General features: G+C 63.2%; 14 protein-coding genes. 8 read left to right on the top strand and 6 right to left on the bottom strand.

The features are described 5' to 3' along the window. Window positions 1-310: transposase family protein (locus K6T12_RS21820; protein WP_222220208.1), on the bottom strand; the 310-nt coding region annotated here is incomplete at its 3' end. 297 nt (window positions 311-607) lie between these two features. Between K6T12_RS21820 and mobA the strand changes: the two genes are divergently transcribed. Beyond that, a complete protein-coding gene (mobA, locus tag K6T12_RS05330) occupies window positions 608-1207 on the top strand; it encodes a molybdenum cofactor guanylyltransferase MobA (protein WP_222220206.1) in 600 nt (199 codons plus the stop codon). A 68-nt stretch (window positions 1208-1275) separates the two neighbouring features. On the opposite strand, the gene K6T12_RS05325 is transcribed toward mobA, so the two are convergent. Next, the gene (locus K6T12_RS05325) at window positions 1276-2172 is read right to left on the bottom strand and encodes an EamA family transporter (protein ID WP_222220204.1); all 897 of its coding nucleotides are present in this window, start codon (window positions 2170-2172) and stop codon (window positions 1276-1278) included. Window positions 2173-2453: 281 nt separating this feature from the next. Here K6T12_RS05325 and K6T12_RS05320 point away from each other — a divergent pair, with 281 nt between their 5' ends. Then, complete coding sequence (locus tag K6T12_RS05320) at window positions 2454-2951, top strand: disulfide bond formation protein B (RefSeq protein ID WP_222220202.1); 498 nt, start codon at window positions 2454-2456, stop codon at window positions 2949-2951. A 34-nt stretch (window positions 2952-2985) separates the two neighbouring features. Here K6T12_RS05320 and K6T12_RS05315 read toward each other — a convergent pair whose 3' ends face one another. Continuing rightward, a complete protein-coding gene (locus tag K6T12_RS05315; protein WP_222220200.1) occupies window positions 2986-3375 on the bottom strand; it encodes an MmcQ/YjbR family DNA-binding protein in 390 nt (129 codons plus the stop codon). 168 nt (window positions 3376-3543) lie between these two features. On the opposite strand from K6T12_RS05315, the gene K6T12_RS05310 reads away from it, so the two are divergent. Then, window positions 3544-4239, top strand: a complete 696-nt coding sequence (locus K6T12_RS05310; protein ID WP_222220198.1) for an aspartate/glutamate racemase family protein — start codon at window positions 3544-3546, stop codon at window positions 4237-4239. Between the two features lie 12 nt (window positions 4240-4251). Here the strand turns inward: K6T12_RS05310 and K6T12_RS05305 are convergent, their stop codons facing one another. Next, on the bottom strand, window positions 4252-6240 hold the full coding sequence (locus tag K6T12_RS05305; protein WP_222220196.1) for a methyl-accepting chemotaxis protein: 1989 nt from the start codon (window positions 6238-6240) through the stop codon (window positions 4252-4254). A 593-nt stretch (window positions 6241-6833) separates the two neighbouring features. Further along, complete coding sequence (locus tag K6T12_RS05300) at window positions 6834-7082, bottom strand: (2Fe-2S)-binding protein (protein ID WP_222220194.1); 249 nt, start codon at window positions 7080-7082, stop codon at window positions 6834-6836. Between the two features lie 331 nt (window positions 7083-7413). On the opposite strand from K6T12_RS05300, the gene K6T12_RS05295 reads away from it, so the two are divergent. Beyond that, on the top strand, window positions 7414-8829 hold the full coding sequence (locus K6T12_RS05295; protein ID WP_222220192.1) for a nuclear transport factor 2 family protein: 1416 nt from the start codon (window positions 7414-7416) through the stop codon (window positions 8827-8829). A gap of 257 nt (window positions 8830-9086) precedes the next feature. Here the strand turns inward: K6T12_RS05295 and K6T12_RS05290 are convergent, their stop codons facing one another. Beyond that, a complete protein-coding gene (locus K6T12_RS05290) occupies window positions 9087-10280 on the bottom strand; it encodes a L,D-transpeptidase family protein (RefSeq protein ID WP_222220190.1) in 1194 nt (397 codons plus the stop codon). Window positions 10281-10684: 404 nt separating this feature from the next. Between K6T12_RS05290 and K6T12_RS05285 the strand changes: the two genes are divergently transcribed. The 4 genes from K6T12_RS05285 to K6T12_RS05270 all read left to right on the top strand — a co-directional run bounded on the left by K6T12_RS05285 (window position 10685) and on the right by K6T12_RS05270 (window position 15107). Then, on the top strand, window positions 10685-11728 hold the full coding sequence (locus K6T12_RS05285) for a Leu/Phe/Val dehydrogenase (RefSeq protein ID WP_222220188.1): 1044 nt from the start codon (window positions 10685-10687) through the stop codon (window positions 11726-11728). A 26-nt stretch (window positions 11729-11754) separates the two neighbouring features. Next, complete coding sequence (pdhA, locus tag K6T12_RS05280) at window positions 11755-12843, top strand: pyruvate dehydrogenase (acetyl-transferring) E1 component subunit alpha (protein ID WP_222220186.1); 1089 nt, start codon at window positions 11755-11757, stop codon at window positions 12841-12843. Continuing rightward, window positions 12836-13819, top strand: a complete 984-nt coding sequence (locus K6T12_RS05275; protein WP_222220184.1) for an alpha-ketoacid dehydrogenase subunit beta — start codon at window positions 12836-12838, stop codon at window positions 13817-13819. Before pdhA ends, K6T12_RS05275 begins: the two co-directional genes overlap by 8 nt. A 160-nt stretch (window positions 13820-13979) precedes the next feature. After that, the gene (locus K6T12_RS05270) at window positions 13980-15107 is read left to right on the top strand and encodes a dihydrolipoamide acetyltransferase family protein (RefSeq protein WP_222220182.1); all 1128 of its coding nucleotides are present in this window, start codon (window positions 13980-13982) and stop codon (window positions 15105-15107) included. The last annotated feature ends 12 nt before the right edge of the window (window positions 15108-15119 follow it).

The raw sequence follows: 15119 nt of genomic DNA, 5'->3' as shown, positions 1-15119 counted from the left end.
GCAGACGCCGTGTCTGACGGGCATGGGGCGCAAGCCAGGACAGATGTTGTGTGCGCGGACCGCAGTGAGGGCAACGCACTCTCTGCACGGGGATATGCAACCAGACCCGGTAGTTCAGCAGGTCCCGGTCACGGACCTTGCGTTGAACCGTTTCATGGATACGCGGTGCTGGACGTAGGCAGCCTCGACATTGCGGCTGGTAGTCAGGTAAGGGCGCAAGGTGAAGGTGTAGCCAATCCCCTTGCTCGGTAAAAGAGTGGACGAAAAAGCCTTCCCAAAGCAGGCTGTTAAGATCAGAATCCTTGAGCATAAACGGCGGCTTGGTTTTGGTGTGTGTTTGGCGACTTCACCATATACCATTCCGCCGTTTTTGTTTTGGGACTCCCCGGGAATCGTCGAAGAACCTTAAAAATCGGCTCAAAATGCTCATTTACAAATACGTAAACTCCGCTTTTTCGCCGATTTTTGCCTTGCCTCACCTTCGCTCGCTGCGTTTTGCAACTCCCAGCTTCTTCTCAAAAATAACAAACTTGATCTGGCAGGGTGCAGTGGGGCGCCGGCTCGATTACTATCGACTGCGTCCCTACCCCAGCCGAGGAGCGTCCCGATGAGCAGTCTCCCTTTCACAGTCGATGGCCTGATCCTGGCCGGCGGTCGCGGCGAACGGCTGGGCGGGGTCGACAAGGGGTTGCAGCCACTGCAGGGCAAGCCGCTGATCGACTGGACGCTGGACGTCCTTCGACCGCAGGTGGCGCAGCTGCTGATCAACTGCAACCGCAACCCTGAGCAGTACCGGCCGCGAGCGGACCGGCTGGTCAGCGATGCCCGCACTGATTTCGCCGGGCCGCTGCACGGCGTGCTCAGCGGCCTGCAGGCCAGTAGCGCCAGCCACCTGCTGGTGCTGCCCTGCGACACCCCGCTGCTGACCGGCGAGGTACTCGGTCGCCTGATCGAGGCCGCCCGCGAGACGCCGGAGCAGATCATCATCGCCGCGACCGAGCAGGGCTGGCAGCCACTGCACGTGGTGATCCCGCAACAGTACCAGGGAGACCTGGCCGCCTGGCTGGCCGAGGGCAACGCCAAGGTGCGCAGCTGGTACCAGCGCCACCCCCACCGGCTGATCGCCTTCGGCGACGAGCCGGCGTTTCACAACGTCAATTCGCCGGAAGAGCTGCAAGCGGTCAGCGGTAAGCCTTTAGAGCGGTAAGCGACAAGCGGCTTTGAGCAGGACGCTGTCCTCCTGCCTGACGCTTGAAGCTTAAGGCTTGAAGCTTTTTAAACGGTGGCCGTTTTCAATCGGCGCAGCAGTCGGCCGCCGAACACGTTGACCAGCAAGCCCAGCATCACCAGCGCGATGCCGAACAGTTGCACCCCGTTGAGCCCCTCGCCCAGCAGCAGCCAGGCGCTGAGCAGGCCGACCACCGGCACCAGCAGGGTCAGCGGCGCCACCTCCGACGCCGGGTTGTGTTTCAGCAGATAGGCCCAGACACCGTAACCGAACAGCGTGGCAATCGCCGCCAGGTAGATCAGCACCGCCCCACTCTGCCAGCTCATCGCCGCCAGGCTGTCGGCGATCAGTTGCGGCCCCTCCAGCCAGTAGGACATCAGCAGGAACGGCAACGGCGGCACCAGTGCGCCCCAGACCACCAGGCTCATCAGGTTGACCTCGCCACGCTGGCCGATATGGCGGTTGACGATATTACCCAGCCCCCAGCTGGCCGCCGCCGCCAGGGTCAGCAGAAAGCCGATCAGGGTCATCTCGCCGGCCCCGCTCTGGCTGCCCAGCACCGCCATACCGCCGGCCGCAATCAATAGCGCCAGCAACTGCTGCGGCTGCCAGCGCTCGCCCAGCAACAGCAGCGCGAACAACAGGGTGAACAGCGCCTGCGCCTGCAATACCAGCGACGCCAGCCCGGCCGGCATGCCCAGCGCGATGGCACTGAACAGCAGCGCGAACTGGCCGAAGCTGATGGTCAGCCCGTAGGCCAGCAGCCAGCGCAGCGGCAGTTTCGGCCGTGGCACCAGCAGCACCGCCGGGAAGGCCACCAGCAGGAAGCGCAACGCGCCCAGCAGCAGCGGCGGCAGCTCGTCCAGCCCCCAGCGAATCACCACGAAATTCAGCCCCCAGGCCAGCACCACCAGCAGCGCCAGCGTCCAATCCCTTCTGTTCATCGGCGTTTCTTTTCACTCCCCGAATGGTCCGTTTCTTGATCCACCAGTCTACGGCCGGGCCAGGCCCGCAGACCATACACAGTTGCTCCGTTAAACAGCGGCACAGATCTCAAGCCGCTTCCGGTTGGGATATACTCGTTGCCAGCAAACAACAGAATTAATGAACCAAATTCATCGCCGGGATTCATAGCTGGCAGCGGATTTTAAAAAACGAATTAAAGAAAACGAATTAAAGAAGACGAATTAAAAAAACCGAGTTTGAAAATAAGGACCTGAACTCAATGCTGAACTCTCTTTCGCGCAGCAGCGGTTACTGGCTGCTGTTGATCCTGCTGGTGCTGGCCATGGAAGGGATCGCCCTGTTCTACCAGTATGTACTGGATTACGGCCCCTGCGTACTCTGCGTCCAGATCCGCATCTGGTTGCTGGCACTGGGTCTGGTCGGCGTATTGGCATTGTTGTTGAAAGGCAGCCGTGGCGGCCGGCTGTTCAGTCACCTGGCCTCGACGGTGGTCGCCGTCGGCCTGCTGGAGCGTTCCTGGAACACCCTGGCGGTCGAGCGCGGCTGGCTGGAGGGGGCCTGCGACATGGATGTCGGCCTGCCCGACTGGTTCGCGCTGGACCGTTGGCTGCCGGCACTGTTCGAGCCCTGGGAGCCGTGCGGCTACACCCCGGAACTACTGTTCGGCATCACCATGGCGGAGGGGCTGATCCTGTTCAGTGCGACCCTGCTGCTGGTCAGCGCCGCCCTGACACTGACCACCCTGCGCCAGCGTTGATTCGAACATAGGGGCGGACGGATACCGCCCCCCTCTACGTTGTCTGCTGCTGGTCCTGCTGCTGGGCCGTCAGCAGCTGCAGCGCCTGGCGTTCCGCTGTCCTCAAGCCTTTCACCACCAGCGCGTAGGAGTTGTCGATCATCCGCTCGACCTCGCCGTTGGGCAGCGAGCCGTCCAGCAGCACGGTGTTCCAGTGGCGCTTGTTCATATGGTAACCGGGCAGTACCGCCTCGAAGACGTCGCGCAGCATCTGTGCCTCGGCCGGATCGCATTTCAGGTTGACCCGCAGCGACCGTTCATCGACCCACACCAGCGCGAACATCTTGCCCTTGACCCGGAACACCTGCACCTCCGCACCGAACGGATAATCCGAACTGACGCCCGGCCGCTGCGCCAGGTATTCCCGCAGTTGCTGTAGCTCCATCACCCCTGTTCCTCCCTAAATCGGTATTGCTTGATCTGCCGGCCAGTATATCCCAGCCCGTATACGATCTGTGCTGCCGGCGAAGCGGTCAACTGTATCTGGTTTCCCGACCGGGCCGGTTCCTAGACTGTGACACTGACGAGGACAATAAAAAACAGGAGTGACAGCATGAAAACCATCGGACTGCTGGGCGGCATGAGCTGGGAATCCACCCTCAGCTATTACAAAGCACTCAACGAAGGGGTCAAAGCGCAACTGGGCGGACTGCACTCGGCGCAGATCGCGCTGGTCAGCGTCGATTTCGCGCCGATCGAGCAGCTGCAGCACAGCGGCGACTGGCCGGCCACCGCCGAGCTGCTGGCCGCTGCCGCCCGCCAGGTGGAGGCCGCCGGCGCCGACTTCCTGCTGATCTGCACCAACACCATGCATAAGGTCGCCGCGGAGGTCGAGGCGGCGGTCGACATCCCGCTGCTGCATATCGCCGATGCCACCGCCGAACAGCTGAAACGGGACGGTATCCGCCGGGTCGGCCTGCTCGGTACCCGCTTCACCATGGAGCAGCCGTTCTACAAGGGGCGCCTCAGCGAACGTTACGGCATCGAGGTGTTGGTGCCGGACGCCGCACAGCGGGAGACCGTTCACCGGATCATCTACGATGAGCTCTGCCAGGGCCGGATCGAGGACCCAGCCCGCCGGCAGTACCTCGAGATTATCGAGGCCCTGCACCAGCAAGGCGCTGAAGCGGTGATCCTCGGCTGCACCGAGATCGCGCTGCTGGTCGAGCAGCAGCACACCGAGGTACCGCTGTACGACACCACCGCCATCCATGCCGCCCGGGCGGTACAGCTGGCATTGAACGGCTGAACCGGCAACGCCTTATTGCAGCTTGAAGCGGCCGACCAGCCCTTTGAGCTGTGCGCTCAATTCGCTGAGCCGGTCGTTGGCGGCCTGGGTATCCCGGGCCCCGTCGGCGTTCTCTCGGGCCACCTGCTCTATATTGACGATATTGCGGTTGATCTCTTCGGAGACATGCGACTGCTGCTCCGCCGCGGAGGCGATCTGGGTATTCATCTCGGCCAGCCGGTTGACCGCCGCGTTGATCCGTTGCAGCGCGCCGCCGGCCAGTTTCACCTGCTCGACGCCATGAACGGCTTTGCGCTGACCGGACTCCATCGCCTGTACCGACTCCAGCGCCTGGCTCTGCAACTGTCCGATAATCTGCTGGATCTCCTCGGTCGACGACTGGGTGCGCTGCGCCAGCCCGCGCACCTCGTCCGCCACCACCGAGAAGCCACGCCCGGCATCGCCGGCCCGAGCCGCTTCGATAGCGGCGTTCAGCGCCAGCAGATTGGTCTGGTCGGCAATATCGTTGATCACCTCCAAGACCGTGCTGATCGACTCGGTACGCTGCTGCAGCTGATTGATCACTGCCGTCGCCCGGGCCACCTCCTCGGCCAGCTCATCGATCGACTGCTCGGTTGCCAGGGTGATACGCAAGCCGTCCTCAACATCCTGCTGCGCCTCCATCGATGCCGCCAACGCGTCGCTGGTACTGGCTGCCACCTGGGCGATGGAGGCGGTCATCTGGTTGATGGCGGTCGCCGCCAGGGTGGTATCCTGCTGCTGCCGATCAATGCCGGACTGGGTCTGCATAACCGTACTGGACATCTGCTGCGAAGTATCCGCCAGCACCTGGGTCGAGCCGGCAACCCGGCCGACCAGATCGCGGATCTTTTCCACAAAGGTGTTGAACTGGCCGGCCAGCTGGGCGATCTCGTCACCGCCACGCACCTCCAACGCCACGGTCAGGTCGCTATCACCCTCGGCGATATCGCGCATATGCAGCGAGATCCGTTGCAGCGGCCGCACCAGCGAGTTGGCCAGCCAACCGGCCGCCAGAATGATAACCAGCACCGATCCCGCGAACACCAGCCCCAACAGCCACTGCATCTGGCGGACCGGCGCAAAAGCCTGCGCCTCATCCATCTCGGCCAGCAGGGCCCAATTGAGCCCTTCCACGCCAAGCGGTGCAAAGGAGGAGAGAACCTGCTGTCCGTTGTAGTCGACGATCAGGTCGGTACCGGAACGGCCGGCCAGCGCCGCCCGGCTGGCTTCGCTATCGACCCGTCCCCGATGCGGGTTGGCGAAGGAGGCCGTGACGCTATGGTGGGTCGGATCCAGGTAGGAGTCCGAACGCATCAGGCCATCGGCGCCGACCAGGTAGGTTTCGCCGCTCTCACCCAGGCCATCGCGCAGCGCCATGAAGCCGTTGATATCGTCCAGCGACAGCTGCAGCGCCACCACCAGCTGAACCTGGCCGGCAGCATTTTTCACCGGTTGGGCGACGAAGGCGGCGGGTTCATTATTGGAGGGCGCGTAGCGAGCAAAATCGGCGATCCATTCAGCGCCATCTGCCAGCGTCCGGCGGAACAGCTCCGCCAGGTTGCTGTCGGCGTAAGGGCCGCTCAGCAGATTGGTATCGTAATCCGGCTCTCGCGCCACCGAGTAGAAGATCTGTCCAGCCGGGGATATCAGGAACAGGTCGTGATAGCCGCCATTACGCTGAAATTCGCTGTAGAAACGCGCCGCTTCCGCGCTGACCCGATCCCCCGTTACCCCGCCGGCCATCTGCAGTTGGGCTGCGGCCCCGGCCAGTACCTGCAGGTCACGCTGGCGCTCCTGGAAGTAGCTCTGAATCTGATTGCGCTTGATTTCGCGGATACTGGTCAGTTGATGATATACGCTGAGGCTCAGCTGATGTTCGGAACTGAGCGACGCGATCAGGATCGCGATCAGCAATGGCACCAGCCCCATCACCAGCAGGGCCAGCTGCAATTTGCGCTTGATCGTATGGGCCTTGTGCATCGGGTTCCCTCCCTCGGGCTTTATCCAGCATCTTGCTGCATACGCACAATCAGTAGTCACCTCAGCAAATCTAGTCGAATTTGACCAAGCGTCAAATAAGAATGGATCTTATTTTAAGGTGATTATGTTTTACATTATTGATCGAGATGCGCAGCTGCAAAGACAGGTAACGGCCATCCGAGCCAGGCCGATGGGAGGGGTCAATAGCAGCTAGGAAGGCCTCAGCAGGCGCCTGCAAAGGGCATAGCGAGAGTCCGCTCAAAATAAGTAAGGCCGATCCCTTTTACAGGATCGGCCTTCGTCAGGTTCGTACACGGGAACGGGCCGTGTCGATACTGATAGGTCTGTTTATCGCTTATACACCTACCAGGAGCTGGCGCTGGTTTCCGGAACCGAGATTTCACTCGTTGCTTCCGGATCCCCCACCGACTATGGCAGCTCGGTGGCCAGACTTGTCAGTCGGCTGGAACTCGCCCTCAGGCCATCCCAACCGCTTGTTATCCCGTGCTCATCGCGACGCTCCGGCATAACTCTGGCATGTTTCAGTTTAGACCGTTCTGAGCCGATAGCAGCTCAGCAGACTTGAAAGTTATTCAATCGGATTCGCCGGCCCGCAGCTCGTCCCGCAGCTGATCAATCAGTGCCTGCACCCCGTCCAGACAGGCACCACAACCGGTATTGGCACCCGTTTGCTCACGCACCTGCTCGAGGCTGAACAGCTGCTGCCGGCTAATCGCCTCAATCAGCTCACCCCGGGTGACTTTCTTGCACAGGCAAACATTCCTCAGCATCGGATCGGTCGGCCCCCAACGGCGCGGTTCTGTCGTGGTTTCAGCACTCACTGGACGGCATCTCCTGATTACAGTGGCAAAGGCACCATTGTAGCCAAGGTGCCGCGCCCGATTAAGCTGGCCGCCGGAAATGGTACATCCACCAGCCGGCGGCAAACCGGCAAGATCACTGACAATAGCGCCGACAGCGGGGTTATCCGCCGCAACAGCGGCACGGCTTGCCCACTGTGATTATCCCGCTCCGATAACCCCGCCAGTCCTGGCAGGAGATCAACTTAGCGCGCCAAAAACAACGACTTGAATGATCTGATCCTGTGACTTCAACGATCCCATCCGGCTATAATCGGCCATCGAATGAGCAGATGCGTCAATTAGTGACAACATGGTAGGTAATCACAAAAGTTTATTGCGTACGGCGATCATCTCCGGGGTCGCCATCTTCAGCGCCGCCTGCAGCAGCATGGACAGTGCCTCCATTCAAGCTGCAGAAAGCCAGGACCAGCAGGCGACAGCTGCGCTGATGCCGGTCACTGCGCCCACGGCACCGGTCGCAACGACAATGGCAACGGCGAGCCCGCCGACCCAGTCGGCCAACCACACGCAGGCGATGGACAACGCCCTGGCACGGATCAAGCAGCTGGCTGCTGCCCAGCGAACCGATGAGGCGATGGCACTGACCGGACAGTTGTTGCAACGTTATCCGGACAACCCAGACCTGCGCCTGATGCAGGGGGTTCTGCTCAACCAGATGGGCCAGACCCAGCAGGCCGAATATGTGTTCAGGCAGCTGTCCGAGCAACACCCGGAGCTGCCGGAGCCGCTCAACAACCTGGCGGTGATCTACGCCAACCGGGGCGATATGAACCGGGCGATCAGCACCCTGCAGCAAGCCTTTGAAACCCATCCCAGCTATGCCCGCATCCAGAGCAACCTGCGCTCGCTGTACACCACCCTGGCATCGCAGGCCTACAACCGGGCGTTGAACCTGGGTAGCCAGGCACCAACACCGGACCTGGCCGAACTGGACCGTATCGCCGAAAGCCCGTCACATGTCGCCAATGCACCGGCGCGACTGATGACCGTGTCGCAACACAGCAGCCAGCCGCTGAGCCGCGACGAAGCCGCCGAATTCCAGGTCGAGCTGGTGCGAGCCGCCCAGGACCGGGCCGCCCAGCACAGAGCGGCCCGATCCGGCAGTGCCCAGCAGCCTGAAGTCGATGCACCGGCCGCCGCAGCACTGATCGCGGTAACCCGCCAAGCGCCGGCTGTATCGCAACAGCAAGACAGGGCGGCTGCCACGGCTGAACCGGCCACCCTGGCACCCGGCGGGGAGATGGCCAGCGCCGAGCCGGTCGCACCGGTGTCCACAACCGCCCCCCCGGCTGCCAACGACAATCTCACCCGTACGGCTAATGCTGAGACAGTCGCCACCAACACACCGGCCGACAGCGCCAGCAACGTGGCCGCAGCGGTGGAACAGAGTTTGCGCGACTGGGCGGCAGCCTGGTCGGACCAGGACATCACCGCCTACCTGGCCTACTACGTGGACGACTACCGGCCCGACCAGCGCACCTCGCATCAGGACTGGGTCAAGCAACGTAACCAGCGCCTGAAGCGGCCCAAATTCATCAAGGTCACTGTGGATCGGATCGAGCTGCGAATGCTGGATGAGAACCGGGCCGAGACCGTCTTCGAACAGCACTACCGCGCCGACCGCTACCAGGACACAGTCACCAAGACCATCCGCTGGCAGCGGGTAGGCGAGCGCTGGCTGATCGCCAGCGAGCAAAGCGACTGAACCTATCGGGTGAACGCCGGAGCCCGCCCAGGGCTTCGGCTAGCTTTTCTGGTTACACCACTCCCCCGCTGCAAGCCGAGCCGCCCGGCAAACACCGGGCAAGGCCTGCCGCGGATGCTGCAATGCATCGGGATCAGATTCTATATATAAGGAAGCAAGACTCGGGGACAAGGCAAACAGGGCCTATTGGCGTTTCACCGCAACCGCGGTAATACCGCCAAGCTTATATTGCTAATTGCCGCATGTCGGTCAGGGTTTCAGCGCAGCCCCTTGGAGGGCTTGCCTTCGTAAGCGATCTTCCAGCGGCCCTGCTCCAAGCGCCAGTACTGGCGCTTGATGGAGTCACTCTGGTGGTTGTCGCTGCGATAGTGCTGGTTGAAGGTCGCCACCATCAGCTCCGGCTGGTCCGGATAGCGGAACAGGCTCAGGCCGGTCAGCTCCACATCGATGTAACTTTTGGCTGCATTGACCTTGCTTTTGTAGCGCACAAAGCGGTTGTAATCGTAGCGACCGTCGTTGAATCCGGTCGAGTAATGCGACAGATAACGCGCGTTATCCAGGCTCTGCCAGGACTGGCGCCACTGCTCGATCAGAGCGCTGAACTGCTCGCGCTGGCGCAACCAGTCGTCACGCCGCATCCAGTTGATGTTCTCGCCGACAATCACCGGGGTATTGCGGATATCCACCTGCCGGTCCAAGGTCAGGAAATCAGGGTTGCTGAGCGAGATACAGCCCTCGCTGGCCAGCGGCGGCCGGCTGTAGCTGTCGACCGGCGAGCCGTGCAGCCAGATGCCGTTGCCGGTGCGCTTGAGCCGTTTATCCCAGGCATTGGGATAATTGAGCGGCAAGGCACCGGAACCGTACTTGGACGGCAGCGCCGCATCGGGAATGCGGCCGGTGACGAAATAGACCCCCAGCGGGGTTTTCAGATCGCCCTGCTTCTCCTTGCCAACCCCGCCACGGCCATAAGAGGCATAGTAATCCTCCACCAGCCGGGGGATGCCGTTGTGGTTTTCGAACAGGAACAGGCGTGACAGGCGGGTGTCCATCACCACCACGTAGCGTTGGTCGTCGGCCAGCTTCAATAGCGCCGACGGAATCATATCCTCGGCCGGTTTCTCCGCTTCGGTCAACAACCGCACCCGCGCTTCGGAGATCAGCCCATCCAGCATCCGGGCATCGGTCACCCGCTCGCTGCCGATCTTCTGCAACGGCTCGCTGTGGGCCAACATCAGGTCGCCGTAGATCAGCTGAGCCAACCGGAAGTCGGGCCGTTGGTCGGTCAGCGCACGCAGGTTTTGCGCGGCCGCTTCCAGCCGATTCTCACGCAATGCCCGTAGACCGTCCAGCAGCAAGTCCTCGCGCGCCTGCTCACCGTACTCGTTGGCACCGGCCGGCGCCGACAGACCGAGTATCCCTGTCATAAGAGTGGTTATGAGACGTTTGAACATCGTGACCCGCAGCCTTGGACGAAAGCGGAAATTATACCCTGTTCACCGCCCGTCGCCAGACATTTAGCCGGTCGTTCACGACATTATTACCGCTTTTAACGACCAGTTGACCGCTCCCACCGATCCGGCCATGACCACTTTTGATACCACCTGAGCCTGAACTTTCCGTTGACCTGTGCTATCCAAAAAGAGAGCGGGGTCACAAGCCCCACCTGCATCTAACTGGTGAATCTAACTAGTAGTTTTGGTTGTTTTCCAGAGATCAGGGCGTTCCGCAACCTGTGTCAGTGCTCAGTTGTCCAGGCCCGCAGATCACCACTGGCCCGACGCTCAGCCCTGAGCCAGCCGCCCAGACCCGGCGGTCACAGGCGCCGGTCCGGCCCGGTAGCACGGAGGATCCCGAGATGCTCGACCAGATGGAAAACGCCGGCCTGCAAGGGCTGCACTTTGCACAGGACAGGGCGACCGGCCTGCGCGCCATTATCGCCATCCACTCCACCGCCCGCGGCCCAGCGATCGGCGGCTGCCGCTTCCTGCACTACGATTCGGAAGAGGCGGCGATCACCGACGCGGTCCGACTGGCCCGCGGCATGAGCTACAAGGCGGCACTGGCCGGCCTGCCGCACGGCGGCGGCAAGGCGGTGCTGATCGAACCGGAGCAACCCTATGACCGGGTTGCTTTGATGGAGGCGTTCGGCCGGGTGGTCGAAGGGCTTGGCGGTCAGTACATCACCGCGATGGACAGCGGCACCAATGTCAGCGATATGGATGCGATCGCCCACACCAGCCGCTGGGTCAGTTGCACCCGCGACAGCGGCGATCCCTCCCCCTGGACCGCGTTGGGGGTGTTCGAGGGGATCAAGGCCGCATTGCGCCAGCGCTTTGGCAGCGACGAGCTGGACGGCTGCCATATCAGTCTGCAGGGGCTGGGCCATGTCGGCTACGCGGTGGCCGGTCATCTGGCCGGCGCCGGTGCCAGACTGACTGTCAGCGACATCAACCCGCAGCCGCTGGCCCGGGCCTGCGAGGAGTTCGCCGCCCACTCGGTGGCGCCCGAGCAGATCTACTCTGTCAATGCCGACCTGTTCTGCCCCTGTGGCCTGGGAGCGATCCTCAACGACCACAGCATCGACCGACTCAAGGTGGCCATCGTCGCCGGCTCCGCCAACAATCAGCTGCTGGAGGAGCGCCACGGCGACCTGCTGCATCAGCGCGGCATCCTTTACGCGCCCGATTACGTGATCAATGCCGGCGGGCTGATCTTCGTCGCCCTGCAACATGCCGGCAAAAGCCAGCAGCAGATCCGCCAGGCGGTGCTGAAGATCGGCGACAGCCTGCAGGCGCTGTTCGAAGAGGCGCGCCAGGCCGACCAACCGACCCACCTGATCGCCAACCGGCGGGCGGAACGGATCATCGCCGAGGCGAAACGCTACTGCCCGGCAGCCTGAGCGGCTGATATAAAGGAGGACGTTATATGGACACGGTATTCAAGGGTGAAATCCACCTGACCCGCTATCTGGACCAGCAGGGCAAGCTGCTGGCGCCGCTGCCGGATATCCCGGAGCTGCCGAGCCGGCTGGTCAGCTGTTACCGCAACATGGTGTTGGCCAGAGCGCTGGACAGCAAAGCGATCGCGCTGCAGCGCACCGGCCAGCTTGGCACCTTCGCCTCGATGCTGGGCGCCGAGGCGATCGACGTCAGTATCGGCCAGTGCATGAAGCCGGAGGATGTGCTGATCCCCTACTACCGCAACCACGCCTGCCAGCTGATGCGCGGCCTGCCGATAGACCAGCTGCTGCTGTACTGGGGCGGCGATGAGCGCGGTAGCGCCCACCCGGCGATGGGCCAGGATTTTCCCAACTGCGTGCCAATCGCCACCCAGGCGCTGCACGCCTGCGGCGTCGCCACGGCGATCAAGATCCGCGGTGAGAAGCGCTGTGCCGTAACGGTGATCGGCGATGGCGGCACCTCCAAGGGCGACTTCATGGAAGCGCTCAACGTGGCCGGCGCCTGGCAGCTGCCGGTGGTATTCGTGGTCAACAACAACCAGTGGGCGATCTCGGTGCCGCGCGTCATCCAGTGCGGCGCCCAGACCCTGGCGCAGAAGGCGTTCGGCGCCGGCATCCGCGGCGAGCAGGTGGACGGCAACGACGCCATCGCGCTGCACCAGGTGCTGGAGCTGGCGCTGGAGCGGGCCCGCGAAGGCAAGGGACCGAGCCTGATCGAGGCGATCAGCTACCGGCTGGCGGACCACACCACCGCCGACGATGCCACCCGCTACCGCGACAACGAGGAGCTGAAGGCGGCCTGGGAGCGGGAGCCGGTCAAGCGGCTGCGCAGCTACCTGCACAGCGAGGGGCTCTGGGACGAGGAGCAGGAGAAATGCTGGCAGGAGGAGGTCAACCGGATGGTGCAGGAAGCGGCCGACGCCTACCTGGCGATTCCGCCGCAGCCGGTCGAATCGATATTCGACCACCTCTATGCCGAGCTGCCCGAGCGACTGCGCGAGCAACGCGAGTGGGCGACCGTCAAAGCGATGCCGGGAGGGAGCCACCATGAGTAACGCAATCACGATGGTCGAAGCGGTCAATCTGGCGCTCGGCCGGGCGATGAGCCAGGACGAAAAGGTGGTGCTGCTGGGCGAGGATATCGGCACCAACGGCGGCGTGTTCCGTGCCACCGTCGACCTCAAGGCCAAGTTCGGCAACAAGCGGGTACTGGACACCCCGCTGGCCGAGACCATGATCGCCGGGCTGGCGGTCGGCATGGCGGCGCAGGGGCTGAAAGCGGTCGCCGAGATCCAGTTCATGGGCTTTATCTTCCCGACCATGGAGCATATCGTCGGCCACGCCGCCCGGCTGCGCAACCGCACCCGCGGCCGGCTCAGCTGTCCGCTGGTGCTGCGGGCGCCCTACGGCGGCGGCATCCACGCCCCGGAGCACCATTCGGAGAGCACCGAGGCGCTGTTCGCCCATATTCCGGGGCTGCGGGTGGTGATCCCCTCCTCGCCGGCGCGGGCCTACGGCCTGCTGCTGGCGGCGATCGACTGCCCCGACCCGGTGCTGTTTCTGGAGCCGAAGCGGATCTACCGGGCCAGCAAGCAGCCGGTCGAGGACAACGGCGTGCCGCTGCCGCTGGACACCTGTTTCACCTTGCGCGAAGGCGACGACATCACCCTGATCAGCTGGGGAGCGATGATCAGCGAAACCCTGCAGGCCGCCGATCGGCTGGCCGACGAGGGGGTCAGTTGCGAGGTGATCGATGTCGCCACACTGAACCCGCTGGACCTCGACACCATGCTGGCCTCAGTTACCAAGACCGGCCGCTGCGTGATCGTCCATGAGGCGCCGAAAAGCGGCGCGGTGGGGGCCGAGATCGCCGCCAGCCTGAGCGAACGCGGCCTGCTGGAGTTGCGCGCGCCGATCGCCCGGGTCGCCGGCTACGATACCGTGATGCCCTACTACCGGCTTGAAAACCACTACATGCCGAACAGCGCCGACGTAATCGACGCAGTACGCCAGACGCTGGAATTTGCCTGACCGGCGGCACAGTACCGCCAACTGTCCAGAGCGGGTCTGGGGGGTGGCGCTCGGGCCCCGTCAGGCGCCGTTTAGCAAACGTTGATGTTACACAGCGTATCGCCGCACGCGGCAACCGTGCGGCCGCCTGTTGAGGCAACCGATATACAGGGGAGTTGATATGAAATACTTCAAGCTGCCGGACCTGGGCGAAGGCTTGCCCGAAGCGGAAATCCTGGAGTGGCACGTCAAGGAGGGCGATACGGTAAAAACCGATCAGGTCCTGGTGTCGGTGGAAACCGCCAAGGCGATCATCGAGGTACCCTCGCCGCAGGACGGGGTGATCGCCCACCTGTTCGGCCAGAGCGGCGACACCATCCACACCGGCGAGCCGCTGGTGGAGTTCGCCAACGAGGAGCAGGAGGACAGCGGCACCGTGGTCGGCAAGATCGGCACTGCCAGCCAGGAGAGTAAAACCGACGACTTCATCATCGGTGCCGCACCCAGCAGCCGCCACCACCACGGCGTGCGCGCCACCCCGGCGGTACGGGCGCTGGCCCAGCGGCTGCAGGTCGACCTGAACACCCTCAGCGGCAGCGGCCGCGACGGCGCCATCACCCCGGAGGATGTACAAAAGGCGGCCGAGATGGACCGCCAACACGGCCCGGCCGAGCCGTTGCGTGGTGTGCGCAAGCAGATGGCGCGCACCATGGCGCAGGCGCACAGCGAAGTGGTGCCGGTCACCATCTTCGACGATGCCGATATCGACGGCTGGCCAAAGGGCACCGATATCACCATGCGGCTGGTACAGGCGATCGCCGCGGCCTGCAAGCGGGAGCCGCGGCTGAACAGCTGGTTCGACGGCCAGCAACTGACCCTGCGCAACCACGAGTCGATCCACCTCGGGGTGGCAGTGGATACCGAACAGGGGCTGTTCGTACCGGTGCTGCGCGATATCGGCAACCGCGCGCCGGAAGACCTGCGCGACGGCCTGAACCGGCTGCGTGCCGACGTCAAGGCACGCACCATTCCACCGAAGGAGCTGCAGGGCGCCACCATTACGTTGAGCAACTTCGGCACCATCGCCGGCCGTTACGGTACCCCGATCGTGGTGCCGCCGCAGGTGGCGATTCTCGGCGCCGGGGTAATCCGGCGGGAACCGGTGGCGGTGGATGACAAGATCCTGCTAAGGCGCATTTTGCCGCTGTCACTGACCTTCGACCACCGGGCCGCGACCGGCGGCGAAGCCGCCCGCTTCATGGCAGCGGTCGTTGAAAGTTTGCAGCAGCCAACTATCGAATTTATCTGAATTTTCAGCATC

The sequence above is a fragment of the Marinobacterium arenosum genome (assembly GCF_019795155.1).
Classification (GTDB): Bacteria; Pseudomonadota; Gammaproteobacteria; order Pseudomonadales; family Balneatricaceae; genus Marinobacterium_C; species Marinobacterium_C arenosum.
Note: the sequence above shows the minus strand (reverse complement) of the source record. Positions and strands in the feature narration are given on the sequence as shown.

What these genes read in the sequence shown, in the direction of transcription:
- K6T12_RS05275 (WP_222220184.1), top strand. Translation starts at nt 12,836, where the DNA reads ATGAGTAACGCAATCACGATGGTCGAAGCGGTCAATCTGGCGCTCGGC.
- K6T12_RS05290 (WP_222220190.1), bottom strand. Translation starts at nt 10,280, where the DNA reads ATGTTCAAACGTCTCATAACCACTCTTATGACAGGGATACTCGGTCTG.
- K6T12_RS05320 (WP_222220202.1), top strand. Translation starts at nt 2,454, where the DNA reads ATGCTGAACTCTCTTTCGCGCAGCAGCGGTTACTGGCTGCTGTTGATC.
- K6T12_RS05325 (WP_222220204.1), bottom strand. Translation starts at nt 2,172, where the DNA reads ATGAACAGAAGGGATTGGACGCTGGCGCTGCTGGTGGTGCTGGCCTGG.
- K6T12_RS05310 (WP_222220198.1), top strand. Translation starts at nt 3,544, where the DNA reads ATGAAAACCATCGGACTGCTGGGCGGCATGAGCTGGGAATCCACCCTC.
- mobA (WP_222220206.1), top strand. Translation starts at nt 608, where the DNA reads ATGAGCAGTCTCCCTTTCACAGTCGATGGCCTGATCCTGGCCGGCGGT.
- K6T12_RS05315 (WP_222220200.1), bottom strand. Translation starts at nt 3,375, where the DNA reads ATGGAGCTACAGCAACTGCGGGAATACCTGGCGCAGCGGCCGGGCGTC.
- pdhA (WP_222220186.1), top strand. Translation starts at nt 11,755, where the DNA reads ATGGACACGGTATTCAAGGGTGAAATCCACCTGACCCGCTATCTGGAC.
- K6T12_RS05285 (WP_222220188.1), top strand. Translation starts at nt 10,685, where the DNA reads ATGCTCGACCAGATGGAAAACGCCGGCCTGCAAGGGCTGCACTTTGCA.
- K6T12_RS05270 (WP_222220182.1), top strand. Translation starts at nt 13,980, where the DNA reads ATGAAATACTTCAAGCTGCCGGACCTGGGCGAAGGCTTGCCCGAAGCG.
- K6T12_RS05305 (WP_222220196.1), bottom strand. Translation starts at nt 6,240, where the DNA reads ATGCACAAGGCCCATACGATCAAGCGCAAATTGCAGCTGGCCCTGCTG.
- K6T12_RS05295 (WP_222220192.1), top strand. Translation starts at nt 7,414, where the DNA reads ATGGTAGGTAATCACAAAAGTTTATTGCGTACGGCGATCATCTCCGGG.